Annotated in this window: 19 protein-coding genes; 4 read left to right on the top strand and 15 right to left on the bottom strand. The window is 62.3% G+C overall.

Annotated features, from left to right (window positions below; genetic code table 11):
* Positions 1-236, top strand: a 236-nt coding sequence (locus AC1D1J_RS08940) for a hypothetical protein (RefSeq protein WP_477694445.1), incomplete at its 5' end; no start/stop codon positions are given.
* A gap of 327 nt (positions 237-563) precedes the next feature.
* Here AC1D1J_RS08940 and otsA read toward each other — a convergent pair.
* The 7 genes from otsA to AC1D1J_RS08905 form a co-directional block, all read right to left on the bottom strand.
* Positions 564-1,946: an alpha,alpha-trehalose-phosphate synthase (UDP-forming) gene (gene otsA, locus AC1D1J_RS08935; RefSeq protein WP_477651238.1), complete on the bottom strand. Its 1,383-nt coding sequence runs from the start codon at positions 1,944-1,946 to the stop codon at positions 564-566.
* A 121-nt stretch (positions 1,947-2,067) separates the two neighbouring features.
* On the bottom strand, positions 2,068-3,927 hold the full coding sequence (locus tag AC1D1J_RS08930; RefSeq protein ID WP_477687219.1) for a glycoside hydrolase family 15 protein: 1,860 nt from the start codon (positions 3,925-3,927) through the stop codon (positions 2,068-2,070).
* Positions 3,924-4,760, bottom strand: coding sequence for a trehalose-phosphatase (otsB, locus tag AC1D1J_RS08925; RefSeq protein ID WP_477694444.1), 837 nt, complete (start codon positions 4,758-4,760; stop codon positions 3,924-3,926). The genes AC1D1J_RS08930 and otsB overlap by 4 nt, the downstream gene beginning before the upstream one ends.
* Positions 4,761-4,817: 57 nt before the next feature.
* Positions 4,818-6,113, bottom strand: a complete 1,296-nt coding sequence (locus tag AC1D1J_RS08920) for a multifunctional CCA addition/repair protein (RefSeq protein ID WP_477694443.1) — start codon at positions 6,111-6,113, stop codon at positions 4,818-4,820.
* 59 nt (positions 6,114-6,172) lie between these two features.
* Complete coding sequence (locus tag AC1D1J_RS08915; protein ID WP_477651240.1) at positions 6,173-6,478, bottom strand: NIPSNAP family protein; 306 nt, start codon at positions 6,476-6,478, stop codon at positions 6,173-6,175.
* 12 nt (positions 6,479-6,490) lie between these two features.
* Positions 6,491-7,174: a glutathione S-transferase family protein gene (locus tag AC1D1J_RS08910; protein ID WP_477694442.1), complete on the bottom strand. Its 684-nt coding sequence runs from the start codon at positions 7,172-7,174 to the stop codon at positions 6,491-6,493.
* Positions 7,175-7,500: 326 nt separating this feature from the next.
* A complete protein-coding gene (locus tag AC1D1J_RS08905; RefSeq protein ID WP_477694441.1) occupies positions 7,501-8,457 on the bottom strand; it encodes a complex I NDUFA9 subunit family protein in 957 nt (318 codons plus the stop codon).
* A gap of 180 nt (positions 8,458-8,637) precedes the next feature.
* On the opposite strand from AC1D1J_RS08905, the gene AC1D1J_RS08900 reads away from it, so the two are divergent.
* Positions 8,638-9,081, top strand: a complete 444-nt coding sequence (locus AC1D1J_RS08900; RefSeq protein WP_477694440.1) for a hemerythrin domain-containing protein — start codon at positions 8,638-8,640, stop codon at positions 9,079-9,081.
* Between the two features lie 25 nt (positions 9,082-9,106).
* On the opposite strand, the gene AC1D1J_RS08895 is transcribed toward AC1D1J_RS08900, so the two are convergent.
* The 8 genes from AC1D1J_RS08895 to AC1D1J_RS08860 all read right to left on the bottom strand — a co-directional run bounded on the left by AC1D1J_RS08895 (position 9,107) and on the right by AC1D1J_RS08860 (position 17,236).
* On the bottom strand, positions 9,107-9,655 hold the full coding sequence (locus tag AC1D1J_RS08895) for an MgtC/SapB family protein (RefSeq protein WP_477648640.1): 549 nt from the start codon (positions 9,653-9,655) through the stop codon (positions 9,107-9,109).
* 97 nt (positions 9,656-9,752) lie between these two features.
* A complete protein-coding gene (locus AC1D1J_RS08890) occupies positions 9,753-10,373 on the bottom strand; it encodes a YdeI/OmpD-associated family protein (RefSeq protein WP_477687224.1) in 621 nt (206 codons plus the stop codon).
* 166 nt (positions 10,374-10,539) lie between these two features.
* Positions 10,540-11,709, bottom strand: a complete 1,170-nt coding sequence (locus AC1D1J_RS08885; RefSeq protein ID WP_477694439.1) for an ABC transporter substrate-binding protein — start codon at positions 11,707-11,709, stop codon at positions 10,540-10,542.
* 37 nt (positions 11,710-11,746) lie between these two features.
* Positions 11,747-13,600 (bottom strand): AMP-dependent synthetase/ligase, encoded by a 1,854-nt coding sequence (locus tag AC1D1J_RS08880; protein WP_477694438.1) that lies wholly within the window; start codon positions 13,598-13,600, stop codon positions 11,747-11,749.
* Positions 13,601-13,689: 89 nt separating this feature from the next.
* Positions 13,690-14,487: an ABC transporter ATP-binding protein gene (locus AC1D1J_RS08875; RefSeq protein WP_477687227.1), complete on the bottom strand. Its 798-nt coding sequence runs from the start codon at positions 14,485-14,487 to the stop codon at positions 13,690-13,692.
* Positions 14,484-15,281 carry an ABC transporter ATP-binding protein gene (locus tag AC1D1J_RS08870; protein WP_477687228.1) on the bottom strand — a complete coding sequence of 266 codons (798 nt, stop codon included), beginning with the start codon at positions 15,279-15,281 and terminating at the stop codon, positions 14,484-14,486. The genes AC1D1J_RS08875 and AC1D1J_RS08870 overlap by 4 nt, the downstream gene beginning before the upstream one ends.
* The gene (locus tag AC1D1J_RS08865; protein WP_477687229.1) at positions 15,278-16,354 is read right to left on the bottom strand and encodes a branched-chain amino acid ABC transporter permease; all 1,077 of its coding nucleotides are present in this window, start codon (positions 16,352-16,354) and stop codon (positions 15,278-15,280) included. Before AC1D1J_RS08865 ends, AC1D1J_RS08870 begins: the two co-directional genes overlap by 4 nt.
* 6 nt (positions 16,355-16,360) lie before the next feature.
* Positions 16,361-17,236: a branched-chain amino acid ABC transporter permease gene (locus tag AC1D1J_RS08860; protein ID WP_457281134.1), complete on the bottom strand. Its 876-nt coding sequence runs from the start codon at positions 17,234-17,236 to the stop codon at positions 16,361-16,363.
* A 107-nt stretch (positions 17,237-17,343) separates the two neighbouring features.
* Here AC1D1J_RS08860 and AC1D1J_RS08855 point away from each other — a divergent pair, with 107 nt between their 5' ends.
* Both AC1D1J_RS08855 and AC1D1J_RS08850 read left to right on the top strand, forming a co-directional pair.
* Entirely contained in the window at positions 17,344-18,729 is a 1,386-nt protein-coding gene (locus AC1D1J_RS08855) for an acyclic terpene utilization AtuA family protein (protein WP_477694437.1), read from the top strand.
* Positions 18,726-19,094, top strand: a complete 369-nt coding sequence (locus AC1D1J_RS08850; RefSeq protein ID WP_477694436.1) for an AtuA-related protein — start codon at positions 18,726-18,728, stop codon at positions 19,092-19,094. Before AC1D1J_RS08855 ends, AC1D1J_RS08850 begins: the two co-directional genes overlap by 4 nt.
* Positions 19,095-19,202: the final 108 nt, after the last annotated feature.

Here is a 19,202-nt window from a genome sequence, read left to right as displayed (position 1 = left end):
TGCTTCGCCAAAAGAAAGTAAGCAAAGAAAAGGCGACCCTGGTTCCTGCGTCCCCTGCGCTTCGCTCCGGGGCAACCTGCGGTGCTCGGTCCAGCCGGGGTCAAAAACAACTCGCTTCGCTCAAACAAGTTTTTGCCCTGATCCGTCTGGCCCTGTGCTCCTCGGCGCATACACAAGGGGGTGGGGGAAGGAATGCCGAACAGCCAACAGCCGAATACCGGGACCCGAACACCTGAAGAAACAAGGACACGCCATGGCGTGTCCTTGTTGGTATTGGTTTCCTGATATTTCGGTATTCGGTTCCCGCACCCGGTTGCCCCTTCTGTCTGCGCCGAGGAGCGCAGGTTCAGGCGGATCAGGGATCGCGATTGTCTGAGCGAAGCGAGTTCGAGCGAGACCCGCCTGGACCGAGCACCGCAGGTTGCCCGTAGCGCAGCGAAGGGGCGCAGACAGCAGGGTCGCCTTTTCTTTTGGCGAAGCAAAAGAAAAGTGAGTAGCCGCCGGGCTACCCCCGGCCAGCAACACTCAGCAAAGAGCGCTAAGGCCGGAGCAAGAACCGTCAACTAAGCCGGTCCCTCGTAGCCGAGAGCATTAAGAAACTCCCTGCGCCACCAATGCACATCGCGTTCCCGGATGGTCTTGAGCAGCTTCTGGTGCCGGGCTTGGCGTTCTTCCAGAGGCATCTGCAATGCCCGCTGTACGGTGTCCGCAGTACCGTCGATGTCGTAGGGATTGACCAGCAACGCGTCTTCCAGTTGCTCAGCGGCCCCCGCAAAGCGGGACAGCACCAGCACCCCGGGGTCGGCCGGGTCTTGCGCGGCAATGAATTCCTTGGCCACCAGGTTCATGCCGTCGCGCAGCGGCGTGACCAGCGCCACCCGCGCCACGCGGTACAAGCCCGGCAGGCGCTTGCGCGCCACGTTGCGGTGGATGTAGCGAACGGGCATCCAGTCGAGCTCGCCGAAATTGCCGTTGATGGCGCCGCACAGGCTTTCCAGTTCCTGCAGCAGATCGGTGTAGGTGCCCATGTCTTCACGGCTGGGCGAGGCGATCTGGATCAGCGTGGCGCTGCGGAGATTTTCCGGGTACTTTTTCAGCAAGGTTTCAAACGTCCGCAGCCGCTGCGGCAAGCCTTTGGAATAGTCGAGCCGCTCTACACCCAGCAGAAGTTTGCGGCGTGAATACTCTTCCTTCATGCGTTCGTACATGTCGCGCGCATCCTGCGCGTGCGTGAGCGCCGCGAACTCGTCCACGTCTATGCCGATGGGAAAAGCGCCGGCGCGCACAGTCCGGTGAAAGGCCCTGAAGCGGTTGTCGCCCAGCGCCACCGCGCCGGCTTCGGCCTGCACATAGCGCGAGAAGTGCAGCAGGTCGTTTTCACTCTGGAAACCGACCAGGTCGTAGGCGAATAGCGCACGCATCAGCCATTCGTGCTGGGGAATGGCCGCCAGCACCTGCTGCGGCGGCAACGGAATGTGCAGGAAAAACCCGATGCGGTTGTTGCAACCCATGGCGCGCAATTCGGCCGCCATGGGGATCAGGTGGTAATCGTGGATCCAGATGATGTCGTCGGGCTGCAGCAGGCTCATGAGCTTGTGCGCAAACAGCCGGTTCACGCGGCGGTAGGCCTCGATGAAGCCCGCGTCAAAACGGGCCAGGTCCAGCCGGTAATGAAATACCGGCCAGAGCACGCCGTTGCTGTAGCCCAGGTAATAGCCCGCATGGTCTTCGGCCGACAGGTCCACCGTGGCCAGCTTGATGTTGCCCGCCTGCTGCACATGCAGCTCGCCTTCACCGGCGGCGCCGCCCTCAACGACCGTGCCGCTCCAGCCGAACCACAGCCCACCAGTAGCGTTCAGCGCGTCCCCGAGTGCCACAGCAAGCCCACCGGCGGCCGCCTTGCGCGGATCCGCCACGCGATTCGAAACAACAACAAGCCGGCTCATGACAAACAGTCCTCTTCACCAGCAGGGGCCGCGGAACCGGCTTCGCCGGGGCGCAGGCGCCGTCCCCTGGAATGGGGAAAGGGGCTATACGCAGTGAGCCACCGACGGGGGTGAGCCATCCTCATACTTGTGACTCCCAGGGGGTTGAGAGCCTTACCGCCGCGTTGATGATCCCCACCATCGAATACGTCTGCGGAAAATTCCCCCACATCTCGCCGGTCACGGGATGCGTGTCTTCCGAGAGCAGGCCCACATGGTTGCGCGCGGCCAGCATGGTGTTGAAAATTTCGCGGGCCTGCTCCTTGCGGCCTATGCGTGCCAGCGCGTCGATGCGCCAGAAGGTGCAGATGTTGAAGGCGGTTTCGGGCTTGCCGAAATCGTCCGGCGCCTCATAGCGGCGCATATAGGGGCCGTCGCACAAATGGGTTTCCAGCGCGTCTACAGTGGCCACAAAGCGCGGGTCTTTGGGGTCGATAAAACCTACCTCAATCATCAGCAGGACGCTGGCGTCGAGGTCGCGCCCGCCAAAGCTTTCGGCAAAGGCCTGGCGTTCTTCGCTCCAGGATTCGCGCAGGATACGTTCCTGCATCACTGCCGCGTGGCTGCGCCAGTAGTCGGCCCTATCCTGCAGCTTGAGCACCAGCGCAATCTTGGCCAGCCGGTCGCAGGCGGCCCAGCACATCAGGGCCGATGAGGTGTGGATGCGTGCACGCGTGCGCAGCTCCCACATGCCGGCATCTGGCTTGTCATAGCTGTGCACGGCCTGCTCGCCAACTTCCTCGAGCCGCTTGAACTCGGCAATGCCGGCGCGGTGCAGCAGGCGATGGTCGTGAAAGGCCTGGGCCGCGCCCAGCACCACATTGCCGTAGACGTCGTGCTGGAAGTGCTCTTGCGCCTGGTTGCCCACGCGCACCGGTCCCATGCCGCGGTACCCGCCCAGGTGCAACATGGTGGATTCGGGCAGCTCGCGCTCCAGGCCTATGCCATACAGCGGCTGGATGTGCCCGCCCTTGGACTGCACCACCACGTTGGCGAGCCAGCGCAGGTAGTCTTCCATGGTGCCGACTTCCGACAGGCTGTTGAGCGCGCGCACCACAAAAAAGGCGTCGCGCAGCCAGCAATAACGGTAGTCCCAGTTGCGCTGGCTGCCGGGTGCCTCGGGAATGCTGGTGGTCATGGCGGCGACGATGGCGCCGGTGTCTTCAAAGAGCGAAAGCTTGAGCGTGATGGCTGCGCGTATCACGGCCTCCTGCCATTCCAGCGGAATGTGCAGGCGCTGGCTCCATTTTTTCCAGTAGGAAATGGTTTCCTGTTCAAACAGGCGCGCCGTGTCGGCAATGCCATCGGGCAGTGACTCGTCGGCGCCGAGCAGAAAATTGTGCTCGCGTGTCAGCACAAAAGGCTGCTTTGACAGCAGGTGTGAAATCGACACGTCGGTGTTCAGGCGCAGCGTCAGCTCGTCGCCCACATAGCGCAGGTGGTTGCTGCCCTGGGTGATCAGCGGCTTGCGCCGGCCCCAGTCGAAGCGGATGTCCAGCGATACGCGGATGCGCGGCGCGCCATGGATGGGCTTGACGCGGCGCACCAGCGTCATGGGCCTGAAAAAGCGCGAGCGGCTGAAAAAACGCGGTGCGAAGTCGGTGATCTCGATGCCCTGGCCGCGTGTGTCAAACAGCTGGGTGCGCAGTACGGCGGTATTGGGCTCATACCACTGCTTGGCCTCGGCGAAATCCTCGATCTCGATGGCGAAGGCGCTGGACTGCGAGTCCTGGATGCCCGGGGCGGTCGCGTCGTCCTGCGCGGGCTGCGGCTCGAGAAGCGCATTAAATACAGGGTCGCCGTCAAACCGCGGCAGGCAACACCAGACGATGCGGCCGCGCACATCAATCAGCGCACTGAAGGCGCAGTTGCCGATGACGCCCATGGCCAGCGAAGGTTGGGCGGGCGGCGCGAAGTGAAGCGAGTCGGCGGCGACGTTCATGGGCGGCTTTCTGGCGCGGCGGCCGGTGCATCGTCGGTCTCCCGCGCCATGCCGCCGAAGGCCGCATGCAGCCATTGGTGCAGCGCCTCGGGCGATGCGCAGCGGTGGCGTGCCTGGGTGGCGCCTTCGCCGACCTTGATGCCTTCACCGCCCAGCAACTGCACGGCCGCGAAGCCGGCTTCGTCGGTGGTGTCGTCGCCGGCGAAAAGGGGCAGGCGGCCGGCAAACGGCGCCTCGGCCATAAAAGCCTTGATGGCCGAGCCCTTGCTGACGTTGGACGGCTTGACTTCAAAAACATACTTGCCGTGCAGCAGTTCGACACCGGGCGTGCGGTCGGCTGCCTCCTGCATGACCTGCTGGCATAGCGATTCCAGTTCGGGTGCGTGGCGATAGTGCAGGGCAACGGCCGCCTGTTTGATTTCCACGCGCAGCCCGTCATGGTGCGCGGCCAGGTCGGTGACGCGGTGGGTGAGCTCCCGCAGGTCCGGTTCTGCCAGGCTGACGACGCGGCCCAGCATATCGCGGCGCTGCGCGCCATGCTCGGTGGCCAGGGGTAGCCGCAAAGGCGCGAGAAAGCCATCGAGGTCGGCCAGCCTGCGGCCCGACACAATCGCCAGCGCGCCGCCCAACTGCGCTGAAAGCCTCGCCAAGGCTGGAATCACGCCTGAAACCAGCTGGACTGCGTCGGGCTCAGGCGCCAGGTCGGCCAACGTTCCGTCAAAGTCCAGAAAAAGGGCAGTCTGCGCGTTGATGGCCGGCAATGACCCGAAAGGCCCGTGAGGAAGTGCGTGCGAAGAGGGCCGGGGCGGCGATGAAGAAGGTGATAAATGCATCGCCATTCACCTTAGCAGAGCCCCTGTTGAATCACTGTAGGCCGGTTTCGCCTTTTTTCACATTTCAGCCAATGGCGGCTGCCCTGTAGCGGTACCGGGGAGGCTGTCCTGCACCGCTTTGACGCGTGCCCTGTGGATGGCCTCACCAATCTGTTTGCCGCCGCGTCCCGCCGCCTGGGCCTCCAGCGCCAGCGGCTGCGTCTGTACCGCCTGGGCTGCGGCCAGGGTATCCAGCAGGCGCGGGCGTTGCGGGTAGGGTGAATCCTGCAGGCCCAGGCGCCCGCGGGCGTCGCATTCGCAGGCCAGCAAAATATCGGCAAAACGCCGGGGCTTGCGAAACGCATCGCAGCGCTCCAGCAGCCGCACCAGGGCCGCGGCGCCCAGGCTTTCGCTGCGGTGCACGTTGCCGTGCTCGCGTGCCACCACGTCGGCAATCTCGCGGCAGTCCACCGGCACGCGCAGGCGCTCGCAGACGTCTTTCAGCAGTTGGGCGCTGCGCTCTTCGTGGCCGATGTGCCGCGGCAAAACATCGGCGGGTGTCGTGCCCTTTCCGAGGTCGTGGCACAGGCAGGCAAAGCGCACGGCCAGAGAGCCCTCAAGCTGCGCCGACATGTCCAGCACCATCATCAGGTGAACGCCGGTGTCGACTTCGGGGTGGTGGCTGGCGGGCTGGGGTACGCCCCAGAGGCGCGCAACCTCTGGCAACAACTTTTGCAGCGCGCCGCATTCGCGCAGTACCTCGAACATGCGTGAAGGCTTGCCCTCCATCAGCCCGCGTGCGAACTCCTGCCACACGCGTTCGGGTACCAGTGCATCGGCTTCGCCTTCGGCCACCATGTCCCGCATCAGCGCCATGGTTTCGGGCGCCACGGAAAAATCCGGAAAACGCGCGGCAAAGCGGGCCAGGCGAAGGATGCGGACGGGGTCCTCGCGGAAGGCATCCGTCACGTGGCGCAATACCTTGTCCCGGATGTCCTGCTGCCCACCGAACGGGTCGATCAGCGCCGAAAAATTGGGGTTAAAACTGGCTGAAGCTGTTTCTGGACGGGCGGGAGCAGCTATTGAATTGATAGTGAGGTCGCGCCGCGCCAGGTCCTGCTCCAGCGTGACGTCGGGCTCGGCGTGCACCACAAACCCGCGGTAGCCCGGCGCGGTTTTGCGTTCAGTGCGGGCCAGGGCGTATTCCTCACGGGTGTCCGGGTGCAGGAACACCGGGAAATCCTTGCCGACCGGCAGGTAGCCTTGTGCCACCAGCGCTTCGGGGGTGGCGCCCACGACGACCCAATCGTGGTCCTGCACGGGCAGGCCCAGCAAGGCATCGCGCACCGCGCCACCAACCATGAATATTTCCATCAGGCCAGTTTAGCGGTTCGCGCCAGCCCCAAAAGCCCGGTCGGCGCCGGATTTTCAGTTCAGGAAAAAACAGGCCGGAAGAAACTGCGCTCGTAGCTGATGATGCAGCCGGTCGTTTCGGCGTATTTGAAAGCCGCCAGGCATTCCTGGTCGGAAAAGGAGTTCTGGCGGTAAATCTCGTAGGCCGCCAGGCTCTCAAAGGTGAACAAGGCCAATGCAATGTTGTTGGCGCCTTCGCTGGGCATGAAGTAGCCATGGTGCGTGCCGCCGAATTTCTCGACCAGCGGAATCCACAGCTTGCCGTAGTGCTCGAACTCCTTGAGTTTGGCGGTGTTCAGCACGTAACGCAGATAGATCGTGACCATGATGTCTCCCGTTCAGCGCTTGACGCGGTAGGGCTCTTCGAATTCGCGGAAATCGTCTTCGGCCAGCGCGTCGTCGATCCAGGCTTTCACGCCGGGCAGCTCCGCAACGCGCTGGATGTAGGCGCCGATCTCTGCAGGCACCGGCAGGGCGTAGCGACTCAGGCGCATGCACACCGGTGCAAAAAAGGCGTCTGCAATGCCGAATTCGCCAAACAGCATGGCCCCTTTGTATTGCTGCAGCAGCTCGGTCCACATCTCGACCAGGCGCTGCACGTCGGCACGCACGGCCGATTTGTCGCGCCAGATCAGCTGGCCCATGTCCGACAGGTCGGCCTCGATGTTCATGGGGCAGGCCGAGCGCAGGGCTCCGAAGCCGCTGTGCATTTCAGCGCACACGCTGCGCGCCCGGGCGCGCGCTTTCACATCCTGCGGCCAGAGCTTTTTCTCGGGAAAGCGTTCCGCGAGATATTCGGCGATGGCCAGCGTGTCCCATACGACAAAGCCGCCGTCGTCCAGCGCCGGCACCCGGCCGGTCGGGTTCACGCCGCCGATTTTTTCCTTGAAGGTCGAGTTGGCATCGAACGAGTCAAAGCGCAGCTTGATTTCTTCAAAGGGAATGCCGGCCTGCTTGAGCAGCACCCAGGGGCGCATGGACCAGGAGGAATAGTTTTTATTGCCGATGTAGAGCTTGAGCATGGTGTCCCCGTATGCTGGTGATAAAGGTGGAAGTCAAAATGAAACGACTTGCGATGCTACAACTCCGCCAGCGCGTCATTGATGCAAAAAAACTCTGAAATTGATGCTACCCCCGCGGCGAATAAGAAGCGCGGAATTCCTCTTCAGGCCAGCTGGGGCCGCGGAACCGGCTTTGCCGGGCCGCAGGCGCAGTCCCCTGCAAGGGGAAAAGGGCTACACGCAGTGAGCCCGATAGGGGTGTGCCAATTTTCGGCTTTGCCGGGCCGCAGGCGGGCGGCCCCCTCGGGGGGCAGGGAGCTACACGAAGTGAGCGACCGTGGGGGCTTTTAGAACCGGCCTGCAGTTTTACGCTTGGCCGTCAGCCCGCTGCGCAAGCCCTGCGCTCCCAGATAAGAAGGCCCCACCGCATCCAGCGAGGCAGGGTGAACACCCAGTGCCTGCAGGCCGGGCAGCTTGCCGGTGGCCACGTTGTCGGTGGCCATGGCATCGAGGTTGTCGCGGCTCAGCAGCGGCTCTCCGGGCGCGAGCTCCATGAGGCGCGCCTGCAGGCGCCCCAGGGAATCCGGCAGGCTGATCACCGGGCGGCCTTTGCCACCGTTGATACCGGCGTAGCGGCCGGCCAGCCCGACCAGCTGGCGCAGCGTGAACACGTCGGGCCCGCAAACTTCATAAATCTGGCCGGCGGTGTCGGGGTCTTGCAGGCAGTGCACGATGGCGTCGGCGACGTCTTCCACCCAGACGGGCTGAAAGCGCGCATCGGCGGCTGCGAGCGGAACCACGGGAAAGATCTGCTGGAGCCGGGCAAAGGTGTTGAGGAATTTGTCTTCAGCGCCAAAGATCACGCTGGGCCGCAGCACAGTCACATCCAGCCCGGTGCTGAGCAGCACGGCTTCACCGCGCGCCTTGCTGCGCTGGTACATCGATGCCGAACCTGGCGAAGCGCCCAGGGCGCTGATGTGAACGATGCGCCTGAGGCCGCTGGCTTCACAGGCCCGGGCCAGCTCCAGCGGCAGTTGCACATGCGCCTTGTCGAACGCGGCCTCTGTGCCGTGAAGGATGGCAATCAGGTTGACCACGGCGTCGTGGCCGGCCAGCAGCGGTGCCAGCGAGGAAGCATCGTGGGCGTCGGCCTCAATCACGTCGACCAGCGGCAGCATTTGCAGGTGGCGGGCGCTGGCCTGCCGACGCGTGACCACGGTGACGCGGCATTGCAGCCGCGCCAGCTTTTCGCAGACGTGCGCGCCGACAAAGCCGGTGCCGCCAAGAAGAAGGATTTTTTTCATAACCCCTAATTTAGCGCTTTTACCGTGCCTTGCGCCCTGTTGGCCCATTCTTTGGCCATTCAGGCCTCCAGGCCATGCTGGATGGGCGAAAGCAGCTATCAAATTAATAGCGATTTTTGGCCTTGCAGGATCCGTCCTTGGCCTACACGCCAAGGCGTGCACCGTCCCCATAATGGTTGAATGAACATTTTTGAAGCACTGCGAACAAGCCATGTCACCCAGCGCGCCCTGGCGGACAACCTCATCAAAACGCAGGGCGACAGCAAGGAAAGAGCCACGCTGTTCAAGGAGCTCAAGCTCGAACTCGCGGCGCATGCCGCGGCGGAAGAGCGCTTTTTTTATGTGCCGCTGATCGCGCACGACATAACACAGGAACCCTCACGCCACGGCATTGCCGAGCACCACCAGATGGACAAACTGGTGGAAACGCTGGAAGCAACCGATTTCAGCTCGCCCGCCTGGCTGGCCACGGCCAAAGAGCTGCACCACAAGATTTATCACCACCTTGAAGACGAGGAGCAGGGTGTGTTCCAGCTGGCGGGCAAGGTGCTCACTGAAGCAGAGAAGCTGTCTCTGGCCAAGGGCTATGAAGGCGAATTCGTCTCGCAGCGCACGAAAAATTAAACCACCACGGCGCCCCTGGACGAGCTTATGAACCGTCCCCGCGCTTGTCGCCGTCAGGCTTGAGCAGCGGTTCGGGCTTTTCCAGAAAACGCACCAGGCGCGGCACCAGCGCCAGGATGCCGAGCGCCAGCAGGGTGCTGAGCACCGCAGTGCTTTCGCGGCCCATGCCGGCCGCCACGCCAATGGCCGCCGTCAGCCAGATGCCGGCGGCGGTGGTCAGGCCCTTGACCTGCTCTTCGTCAGGGTTGCCTTTGATGTGGCCCTTGAGGATGGTGCCCGCGCCCAGAAAGCCGATGCCGGCAATCACGCCCTGAATCACCCGGCTCAAGTCGGCGGTGATCATGCCGGACTGCTGCGACACCAGCACGAACATCGCAGAACCCATGGCCACCAGCATGTGCGTGCGCACGCCGGCGGCCTTGCCCTTTTGCTCGCGCTCTATGCCCAGCAGGCCGCCCAGCAACGCCGCCAGCGTCAGGCGAACCATGACGCGCGTGGCCTGCTCGGCATCGGGCAAATCTGAAAACTCCGAGGCGATGGTTTCACCGACTTGCTGCCACCAGGTGGACGCCATGCGGACTCCTTTTTACGGTTTCGGTTGAGGGATGGGCTCGCCCGATTGACTGTAGCGTGTCTGCCGTACGGCGTCACCGAAAAGGCCCTGTCCACTGTCAGGGATGGATTTTTTCACCCCGCTTGAGCATGTCGGCGAACTTCACCAGCCGGCGCTCGCGTGTTTCGCTCTTCTTGGCGGTTTGCAGCCTGAACAAAATCGCGAAGCGGTTGCGCGAATCCAGTGACTCGAAGAATGCCTTGGCCTTGGCGCTTTTTGCGAGCAATGCCACCAGATCATCCGGTACCGTCATCTTGCTCTGCGCGTCATAAGCCGCGTCCCAGCGGCCATCGGATTTGGCGCGTTCAACTTCGGCCAGGCCCGCCGGCTGCATGTCGCCGGATTCAATCAGTGCCAGGGCCTTGGCGCAGTTGACCTTGGACCAGGTGCTGCGTGCGCGGCGCGGGGTGAACTTTTGCAAAAAATACTGCGCGTCCATGGAATTCCTCTGGCCGTCTATCCAGCCGTGGCAGAGTGCAGCTTCCAGTGCTTCGGCGTGGGTGATGGAGGCGATTCCCGAATCCTTCTTCGCGATCTGCAGCCAGACGCCGGCGCTGTCGGTGTGGTGTTTGGCCAGCCACTTCGTGAAGGCCTGGGTGTCTTTGCAGCGCACGGTGGCAAGCGGGGCGGCGGGAGTCCTGGCAGGCGTTTTGGAAGCGGGTTTGGTGGAGGTGGGCATGACGCATTTTGCGTGACGCGCGGGGTTCAGGGCAAGCCATGGGGGCGATTGATGGAGGGTACGCGCTATTAATTCAGGAGCTGCTTGCGCCCGTATTTAAAGGGCTTCGGCCACCTTTTGCATAAAAAAACCACCCGGAGGTGGTTTTTCGGAGTCGCGGCTGGCTTCACTGCGTGATGTAGTCAGACACCACTTTCCAGCGCGCATCCTGCAACATCGACAGGCGCGACTGGTTGTTGCCCAGGCGCTTTTGCGGGCCAAACTTGCCTTCGGAGCTGCCGAAGATGTCGGCCGGGATCACCATGGTGTCCATGGCCTTGATGAAGCTCTCGGTCGTCAGGTTGGCGCCGGCTTTTTGCGACGCACGGATAAAGCTGTCGACCACCGTATAGCCGTAGACCGAGAACACCGTCGGGTCTTCATTGAAGGCGGTCTTGTACTTGTTGGCCCAGAAGCGGATGGGCTGCGAGGCTTCGTCCAGGTAAGGGTTTTGCACCGTCATGGTGGCGTAGAGGCCGTCCATGGCCTTGCCGCCCAGCTTGTGGATCAGGTCGGTGTAGGCCGCGCTGGAGCCCAGGAAGACCGGGTTATAGCCCAGCTTGCGCGCGGTGCCGATGCCGCCAATGGTTTCGCGGATGATGGTGCCCAGCACCACCAGGTCGCACTCAGAAGCCTTGAGCTTGGCGATCTGCGACGAGAAATCGGTTGCGCCGCGCTTGAAAGAGGTCTTCTCGACCATGGTCATGCCGATGGTCTTGAGACCGTCATCGGCGCCGCGCTGCACTTCGAGGCCAAACTCGTCGTCCTGGTACATCGAGCAGACCTTTTTGGCGTTCTTTTCTTTCACCAGCTTGGGCACGGCCGACTTCATCTGGTCGTAGTAAGTAGCGGCGAAGGAATACTTGAGCTTGTGGAAGGGCTCGTACATTTCGCGGGCGGCCGTCACCGGAAAGAAGTTGATGACATTTTTTTCGAACTGTACCGGCATGGCGGCCAGGTTTTGCGCCGTGCCCAGGTGGCCGACCATAGCGAAGATCTTGTCCTGGTTGACCAGTTTTTGCGCCGCCAGCACCGCCTTCTTCGGGTCGTAGCCCGAGTCTTCAACGATCAGCTTGACCTTGCGGCCGTTGATGCCACCCTGTTCATTCAGTTCGTTGACGCGCAGCGTCATGCCGTTGCGGATCTGCTTGCCGAAGCCCGCGAGCGGCCCCGACAGGTCCTGGATGGAACCCAGAGTGATTTCGGTTTTGCTGACGCCCTGGCTTTGCGCCTGGGCGAGGGGCAGGAAGGCTGCACAGGCCAGCGCGGAAAGAACGGCGGTTGACTTCAGTTTCATGGTTTTGTCTCCTGTAAAGGTTTTTGGCTCTTGTTGACTAGTACATGGCCTCTATTTGCGGGGCGTATTTTTTTTCTACGAGTTTGCGCTTGAGCTTCATGGTCGGCGTGAGTTCTTCGTCCTCCGCCGTGAGCTGCGTGTCGAGCAGGAAGAATTTCTTGATCTGCTCGACCCGCGCAAACTTCTTGTTGACCCGGTCGATCTCCGACTGAATCAATTCTTGCACTTCAGTGGCCCGCGTCAAGCTGGCGTAATTACTGAAGGGTATGTCCGCATCCTGGGCGAATTTCTCGACGTTTTCCTGGTCAATCATGATGATGACCGTGAGATAGGCGCGCTTGTCGCCGATGACCACCGCGTCGGTGACGTAAGGCGAGAACTTGAGTTCGTTTTCCAGCTCGCTGGGCGTCACGTTCTTGCCGCCGGCGGTGATGATGATGTCCTTCATCCGGTCGGTGATCCGGAAAAATCCCTGCTCGTCCATCACGCCCACGTCGCCGGTGTGCAGCCAGCCTTCGGCGTCCAGCGTTTCGGCGGTTTTCCCGGGCTGGTTCAGGTAGCCCATGAAGACATTGGTGCCGCGCACCAGGATTTCTCCGGTGGCCGGGTCCAGCCGCATCTCGTTGTAGCCGGCGGCCGGGCCGATGGAGCCGGGTTTCATGCAACTGGCCGGCACGCCGCTGGCCGCGCCGCAGGTCTCCGTCATGCCCCAGACCTCGAGCATGGGAACGCCCAGCGCCATGTACCACTTCACCAGGTCGGGCGAGATGGGCGCGGCACCGGTGACGCAAAACCGCGCCTTGTGAATGCCGATGAGCTTGCGTGTGTTGTTGAGCGCCAGCCAGCGCGCCAGCGCGAACCGGGCCTTGAGCGATGCGCTGACCGGCTGGCCGGCCAGCACGGTGTCGGTAATGCGCATGCCCACGCCGATGCTCCAGGCATAGGCGGCCTGCTGCAGCCAGCTGGCTTCCTTCAACGCGATCATCACGCCGGAGTAAAACTTTTCCCACACACGCGGTACGGCGGTAAACACCGTGGGTGCGATCTCCCGCACGTTCTCGGGAATGGTTTCGGGGTTTTCGACAAAGTTGAGTTTGGCGCCCGCATACATCGCAAAATATTCGCCGCCCATGCGCTCGGCGATGTGGCACAGCGGCAAAAAGCACATGCGCTCGTCGTCTTCGTTTTGCGCCACCAGCGTGTTGTAGCCGCGCGCGGTAAACACCAGACCCCGCTGGCTGTGCATCGCACCCTTGGGCTTGCCGGTGGTGCCAGAGGTGTAGACCAGGATGGCCAGGTCTTCGGGTTTGCAGGCGGCGGCGCTGTTCTTCACGGCATCGGGGTGGTCGGCCAGGTAGTCGCGGCCCAGCGCGCGAAGTTCGGCCAGGCCCATCACGCCGGCGTCATCCAGGTCGCGCAGGCCTTCGGTGTCAAACACAATGATCTTGCGCAGCAGGGGCAATTGCGGTCGCACTTCCAGCGCCTTGTCGAGCTGCTCGTCGTCTTCGACAAACAGCAGGATGGTGCGGGAGTCTTCACAAAGGTAGTGCACCTGCGATGCGGCGTCGGTGGGGTAGATGCCGCTGCAAACCCCGCCACTACTCAACACAGCCAGGTCGGCCAGCACCCATTCGATCACGGTATTGGAAAGGATGGAGGCGCACTCGCCGCGCGCAAAACCCAGGGCGAGCAGGCCGGCGGCGACTTCGCGCACGGCGTCGCCGGTTTGTGTCCACGTCCAGCTGCGCCAGATGCCGAGCTTTTTCTGCCGCATCCAGGTCTTGTTGGCGCGCTGCTCCACTGCATTCCAGAACACGGCGGGAATGGTTTCGCCCGGCATGACGATGGCATGCTCGGGCTGGATATGGCTTAAGTCCCAAAGATTAGACATAGGCCCCCACGCTTGTCACTTCGTGTACTACGCTGCCCCCCGAGGAGGCGCGAACTTGCTTGAAGCGGTTCTGCGCTGCGTTCATTCAGTCACCTCCAGGTCTTCTTTTTCTTCCAGCGGCGCTCGCCACGCACGCCGTCTTCTTTCATGCCCAGGTAGAACTCCTTGATATCGTCCTTCTCCCGCAGGCGGGCGCAGGTGTCTTCCATGACGATGCGGCCGTTTTCCAGCACATAGCCGTAGTCCGAAGCGTTGAGCGCCATGTTGGCGTTCTGCTCGACCAGCAGGATGGTGGTGCCGCGCTCGCGGTTGATGCGCACCACGATCTCGAAAATTTCCTTGGTGAGCTTGGGTGAAAGCCCCAGGCTGGGTTCGTCGAGCAGGATGAGGTCGGGCGAAGCCATGAGTGCGCGCGAGATCGCCAGCATCTGCTGCTGCCCGCCCGACAGCAGCCCGGCATCCTGCAGGGCCCGCTCTTTCAGGATGGGGAAGTAGCCGTACACCGACTCCATGTCGAGCGCCACGCCGTCGCGGTCCTTGCGGGTGTAGGCCCCCATCAATAGGTTGTCGCGCACGCTCAGCAAAGGAAATACCTCGCGTCCCTCGGGCACATGCGACAAGCCTTGCTGCACGATATGGGCCGGGTCCTGCGCCGTGATGTCCTCGCCCTTGAAGTCGATGGAGCCCTTGCGCGGATCGAGAATGCCCGAGATGGTCTTGAGGATGGTGGATTTGCCCGCGCCGTTGGAGCCCAGCACCGTGGCGATTTCGCTGCGGCGCACCTGCAGGCTGATGCCGCGTATGGCCTTGATCGGGCCGTACGAACTCTCGACGTTGAGGAGCTTCAGGACGGGTTGGTCACTCACCGGTGGGGGAACCGCGCTCATGCCGTTCTCCTTAAAGACGTGACCTCATCCACCGAGCCAAGATAAGCCTCAATCACACCGGGATCGTTCTGCACTTCGCGCGGCGTGCCCATGGCCAGGACTTCGCCCTGGTTCATGGCAAGAACCCGGTCAGACACGCGTGAGACCAGCGACATATCGTGCTCGACCATCAGTACCGTGATGCCCAGCTCATGCTGGATGTCCTGGATCCAGAAGGCCATGTCGCCGGTTTCCTCCACATTGAGGCCGGAAGAGGGTTCGTCAAGCAGCAGCAACTGCGGCTCGGTGCACAGCGCCCGCGCCAGCTCGACCACCTTGCGTACACCGTAGGGCAGGCCTGCGACCATCGAATCGCGGTGATGTTGCAGGTCGAGGAAGTCAATGACCTGCTCGGCTTTTTCGCGTGCCAGAAGTTCGGCCTCGCGCGCCTTGGCGGTGAAGAAAAGGTCGTGCAGCAAACCTGTCTGCCGGTGCGTGTGCCGGCCAATCAGCAGGTTGTGCAGCACGGTGGCGTGTTCAAACAGCTCGATGTTCTGGAAGGTGCGCGCAATGCCCAGTGAGGCAATCTTGTGGGGCGGCTGGTAGGTGAGTTTTTCGCCGCGGTATTCAATCTCGCCGGTGGTGGGCGTGTAGATACGGCTGATCAGATTGAATACCGTGGTCTTGCCCGCGCCGTTGGGGCCGATGAGTGTGAAGACCTCGCCCTGCTTGACGTCAAAGCTCACGTTGTTGACGGCCAGCACGCCGCCGAAGCGAACGCTGAGGTTTTTGGCGGAAAGGAGGGTCGTGCTCATTTCAGGCGATCTGACTTCTGGAATGATTTCTGCCGTTTAAAGAGCCCTTTTCTGTAGAAAGGAAAGAGCTGCAAATAGGTGCGAATCTTCAGCCAGCGGCCATACAGCCCCATCGGCTCAAACAACACAAAGGCAATCAGCACGATGCCGTAGACCGCTGCCTGCAGGCCCGGCGCCTGGCCTATGGTGGCGGGCAAATAGTCTTTGGTGAGGCCAATGATCTGCGGCATGGAGATCAGAAAGATGGCGCCCAGGAAAGCGCCGTGCACCGAACCCACGCCGCCGATCACGATCATCAACAGCAGGTCGATGGATTGCAGGATGTTGAACTGGTCGGGCGAGATGAACTGCAGCTTGTGCGCATAGAGCGCGCCGGCCACACCGGCAAGCGCGGCAGACAGCGCAAACGAAAGTGTCTTGTAACGCGCCAGGTGGATGCCCATGCTCTGCGCGGAAATCTCTGAATCGCGAATCGCCACAAAAGCGCGGCCCGTGGGTGAGCGCAACAGGTTGAGGATGCCCAGCGTGGCCGCCACGGTGATGATGAGGCAGAGGAAATAAAACGACTCACCGCTGGCCAGCTTCCAGCCGAACATGTCGGGCATCTTGATGTGGATGCCTGCATTGCCGCCGGTGACGCTTTCCCAGCGTGCAAACACCTCTTCAACAATGAAGCCGAAGGACAGCGTGGCCATGCCGAGGTAAATGCCCTTCACGCGCAGGGCGGGCAGGCCCACGACCAGGCCCACGGCGGCTGATAGCCCGGCGGCGCACAACAAGGCGATGGGAAAGGGCAGGCCGGCGTTGGTCATCACCGCCTGCGTGTAAGCGCCGACGCCCAGAAAGGCCGCATGCCCCAAAGAGAAGAGGCCGGTAAAGCCTGCCAGCAGCATCAGGCCCAGCCCGGCGATGGAATAAATCATCACGAAGGTGAGCTGCGCCAGCCAGTACTCGGGAAACAGCCAGGGCGCGGCGAGCAGCAGCAACATCAGCGCGCCGTACCAGAACACATGGCCGGCATGTTTGGCGAGTTTGATGTCCTGGCCGTAGTCAGTTTTAAAGATAAAACGCATGGGCAGTCAAACTTTCTTGCGCAGCTTTTCGCCGAACAGGCCGCTGGGTTTGACCATCAGCATGATGAGCACCACCACATAGGCGGCGATGTCCTTGAAGCCGTCGGGCAAATAAAAACCCGAGAACGATTCGACCAGGCCGATGACAAGGCCGCCCACAATTGCGCCTGGCAGGCTGCCGAAACCGCCTACCACCGCAGCCGGGAAAGCCTTGAGCCCGATAAAACCCATGTTGGCATGCACAAAGGTGATGGGCGCGAGCAAGAGCCCGGCAATCGCCGCGACGGCCGAGGCCAGCGCCCACACGAGGCCATTAAGGCGTTTCACGGGAATGCCCATGTAGTACGCAGCCAGCTGGTTTTGCGACGACGCCTGCATGGCGATGCCCAGCTTGCTGTACTTGAACATCGCAAACAGGACGAGGCACAGCGCTGCGGTGGTGACGATGATGGCAACCTGCTCGACATTGATGACCAGCGCGCCCAGGCTCCAAATCTGGTCTTTGTAGGGCACGGGCAGCACATAGGTTTCGGTGCCTATGCCGGGGATCATGGTGATAAGGCCGCGCGCCGTGTAGCCGACACCTATGGTCAGCATCACGATGGAAAACGCGGGCTGGCCGAGGATGGGGCGTATCACGAGGCGCTCCAGCACCATGCCGAAGAGCGCCATGCCGGCAATCGCGCTGATCACTGCCAGCCAGAAGGGAAAGCCCAGCAAGGTCATGCAGGCCAGGCCGCCGAAAGCGCCCAGCATCATCAGCTCGCCCTGCGCAAAGCTGACCGTTTCGGTGGCTTTGTAGATGAGTACGAAGCCCAGCGCGATCAACCCATAAATACAACCTTGGGCAATACCGCTGATGAGCAGCTGCAAGAATTGCACGTCGCGGTCTCCCTTTAGTGAGACTTGGTTATAGCTCTCGCCTATTGCTCTGTCGCTAGGGGTTGTTCCGAATACGTGTCGCCTTGGCGATCAAGCGTAATCCCTAGATGGAACGAAATGTTCGAATCGGCGCTGGCCTGGGCTTCTACGGCGACGCGTGGGAGCCTGTGGCCGCGAGCATCGAGCGCGGCGGTGTGCACTACATCGCAAGTGACCATCTGGCTGAGCTGACGCTGGCCATCTTGCAGAAAGACCGGCAGCGCGACCCTGCACTGGGCTATGCACGCGATGTGGTCCCCATGCTGATGAAGCTGTGGCCGCTGATGCAGGCGCGCGGCGTGAAGTTCATCTGCAACGCGGGCGGGCTCAATCCCGCCGGCGCTGGTGCTGCCTTGCGCGCAGCGTTTTCAGCCAGGGGCTGGAAGGCGCGCATCGCGGTGGTCACGGGTGATGAAGTACTGCCGCAACTGGGGGCGATTGCACCGCCGCACATGTTCAACGGCCAGGGCTTTGAATCCGTGCGCGAGCGCATGGTGTTTGCCAATGCCTATCTGGGCGCGCGGCCCATCGTGTCGGCGTTGCAGCAAGGCGCCGATATTGTGGTGACAGGGCGCGTCGCCGATGCGGCGCTGTTCCTGGCGCCGCTGGTGCATGAATTCAACTGGAAGCTGGAGGACGCAGAGGCGCAGGTAGATCTTGACCGGCTGGCGCAAGGGCTGGCGGTGGGGCACTTGCTCGAATGTTCGGGCCAGGGCAGCGGCGGCAACTTCGGCAGCCAGCAGGCGTGGAAGGCCATTCCCGATCTCGCCCATATCGGCTACCCGATCGCCGAAGTGAGAGAAGACGGCAGCGCGCTCATCACCAAGGCGCCGGGCACCGGCGGCCGCATCAACTTCGATACGGTGCGCCAGCAACTGCTGTATGAAGTGCACGACCCGGGGCACTATGCCTCGCCCGATGTGGTGATGGATTTATCGGCGGTGCGGCTCGAAGACCTGGGCAACGATGCCGTGCGCATGACGGGCGTGCGCGGCCACGCGCGGCCCGCGCAGCTCAAGGTGGTGGGCGGGTTTCGCGACGGCTACAAGGCCGAGGTCACCTGGGGCTTTAGCTGGCCTGATGCGCATGACAAGGCGCTTGCGGCGGTAGAGATGGTGAAGGCGCAACTGGCCGACAAGCGCATGGCACATGACGAACTCTTTGTCGAACTCCCGGGGCTCAACTCGGCACATGGCCCACTGGCGCCACTGCCTGCGCCTGCAGTGCTGGCGGAGCTCAACGAAGTCTGGGTCCGTATGGCGATCAGGACGCAGGACAAAGCGGTGGCCGAAGGTTTTGGCCGGCTCTTTCCGTGGATGGCCTTGAGCGGGCCGGCCTATACCTGCGGCTTTCACGGCCTGAACAACAGCAGTGAGTTGTTGGGCATCTGGCCTGCGCTGATTGACCGGCAAACGGTTGAGGCGGCGGTGCGTGTGGAGGTGTTGCAGTCATGAGGGTGCAATTGGTGAAGCTCGCGCATGCGCGCAGCGGCGACAAGGCCGACTGGGTGGACTTTGGCCTCTTTGCCTGGAACGAAGCGGGTTACCGGATCATGGAGCGCGAGGTGACGGCCGAACGCGTGCAGGCGCACTTTGCGCCCTGGCTGCCGGGCGCGGTGCAATGCTGGCGCTTGCCCAATATCCTGGCCCTCAAGCTGGTATTGCAAGGCGCGCTGCAAGGCGGCGGCGCGCGCAACCTGCGCCTGGACAACCTGGGCAAGGCCATGGCGGCAGCGCTGCTGCGCATGGAGATCGAAGTCAGCGAGGCGGAGCTGGAAGAAGCCCAGGCTGCCCCTCGTGTGGGCTGGTGGGGTGCCTGACGGGGATTGCGTGAAAATTTAAGCAAAAAAGGCCTGTAGGCCTTTTGTATCGGGCGCAAGCAGCTATCAAATAAATAGCATCCGGGTGGCAGGTGAAGGTGCCTGGCA

Source organism: Polaromonas sp. P1_F8, assembly GCF_056405635.1.
This window is presented reverse-complemented; position numbering and strand designations above follow the sequence as displayed.

Coding starts and splice junctions, on each gene's coding strand:
- AC1D1J_RS08875 (WP_477687227.1), bottom strand. CDS start 14,487: ATGAGCGCGGTTCCCCCACCGGTGAGTGACCAACCCGTCCTGAAGCTC.
- AC1D1J_RS08900 (WP_477694440.1), top strand. CDS start 8,638: ATGAACATTTTTGAAGCACTGCGAACAAGCCATGTCACCCAGCGCGCC.
- AC1D1J_RS08915 (WP_477651240.1), bottom strand. CDS start 6,478: ATGGTCACGATCTATCTGCGTTACGTGCTGAACACCGCCAAACTCAAG.
- otsB (WP_477694444.1), bottom strand. CDS start 4,760: ATGCATTTATCACCTTCTTCATCGCCGCCCCGGCCCTCTTCGCACGCA.
- AC1D1J_RS08910 (WP_477694442.1), bottom strand. CDS start 7,174: ATGCTCAAGCTCTACATCGGCAATAAAAACTATTCCTCCTGGTCCATG.
- AC1D1J_RS08890 (WP_477687224.1), bottom strand. CDS start 10,373: ATGCCCACCTCCACCAAACCCGCTTCCAAAACGCCTGCCAGGACTCCC.
- otsA (WP_477651238.1), bottom strand. CDS start 1,946: ATGAGCCGGCTTGTTGTTGTTTCGAATCGCGTGGCGGATCCGCGCAAG.
- AC1D1J_RS08870 (WP_477687228.1), bottom strand. CDS start 15,281: ATGAGCACGACCCTCCTTTCCGCCAAAAACCTCAGCGTTCGCTTCGGC.
- AC1D1J_RS08850 (WP_477694436.1), top strand. CDS start 18,726: ATGAGGGTGCAATTGGTGAAGCTCGCGCATGCGCGCAGCGGCGACAAG.
- AC1D1J_RS08880 (WP_477694438.1), bottom strand. CDS start 13,600: ATGTCTAATCTTTGGGACTTAAGCCATATCCAGCCCGAGCATGCCATC.
- AC1D1J_RS08885 (WP_477694439.1), bottom strand. CDS start 11,709: ATGAAACTGAAGTCAACCGCCGTTCTTTCCGCGCTGGCCTGTGCAGCC.
- AC1D1J_RS08920 (WP_477694443.1), bottom strand. CDS start 6,113: ATGGAAATATTCATGGTTGGTGGCGCGGTGCGCGATGCCTTGCTGGGC.
- AC1D1J_RS08895 (WP_477648640.1), bottom strand. CDS start 9,655: ATGGCGTCCACCTGGTGGCAGCAAGTCGGTGAAACCATCGCCTCGGAG.
- AC1D1J_RS08855 (WP_477694437.1), top strand. CDS start 17,344: ATGGAACGAAATGTTCGAATCGGCGCTGGCCTGGGCTTCTACGGCGAC.
- AC1D1J_RS08930 (WP_477687219.1), bottom strand. CDS start 3,927: ATGAACGTCGCCGCCGACTCGCTTCACTTCGCGCCGCCCGCCCAACCT.
- AC1D1J_RS08865 (WP_477687229.1), bottom strand. CDS start 16,354: ATGCGTTTTATCTTTAAAACTGACTACGGCCAGGACATCAAACTCGCC.
- AC1D1J_RS08905 (WP_477694441.1), bottom strand. CDS start 8,457: ATGAAAAAAATCCTTCTTCTTGGCGGCACCGGCTTTGTCGGCGCGCAC.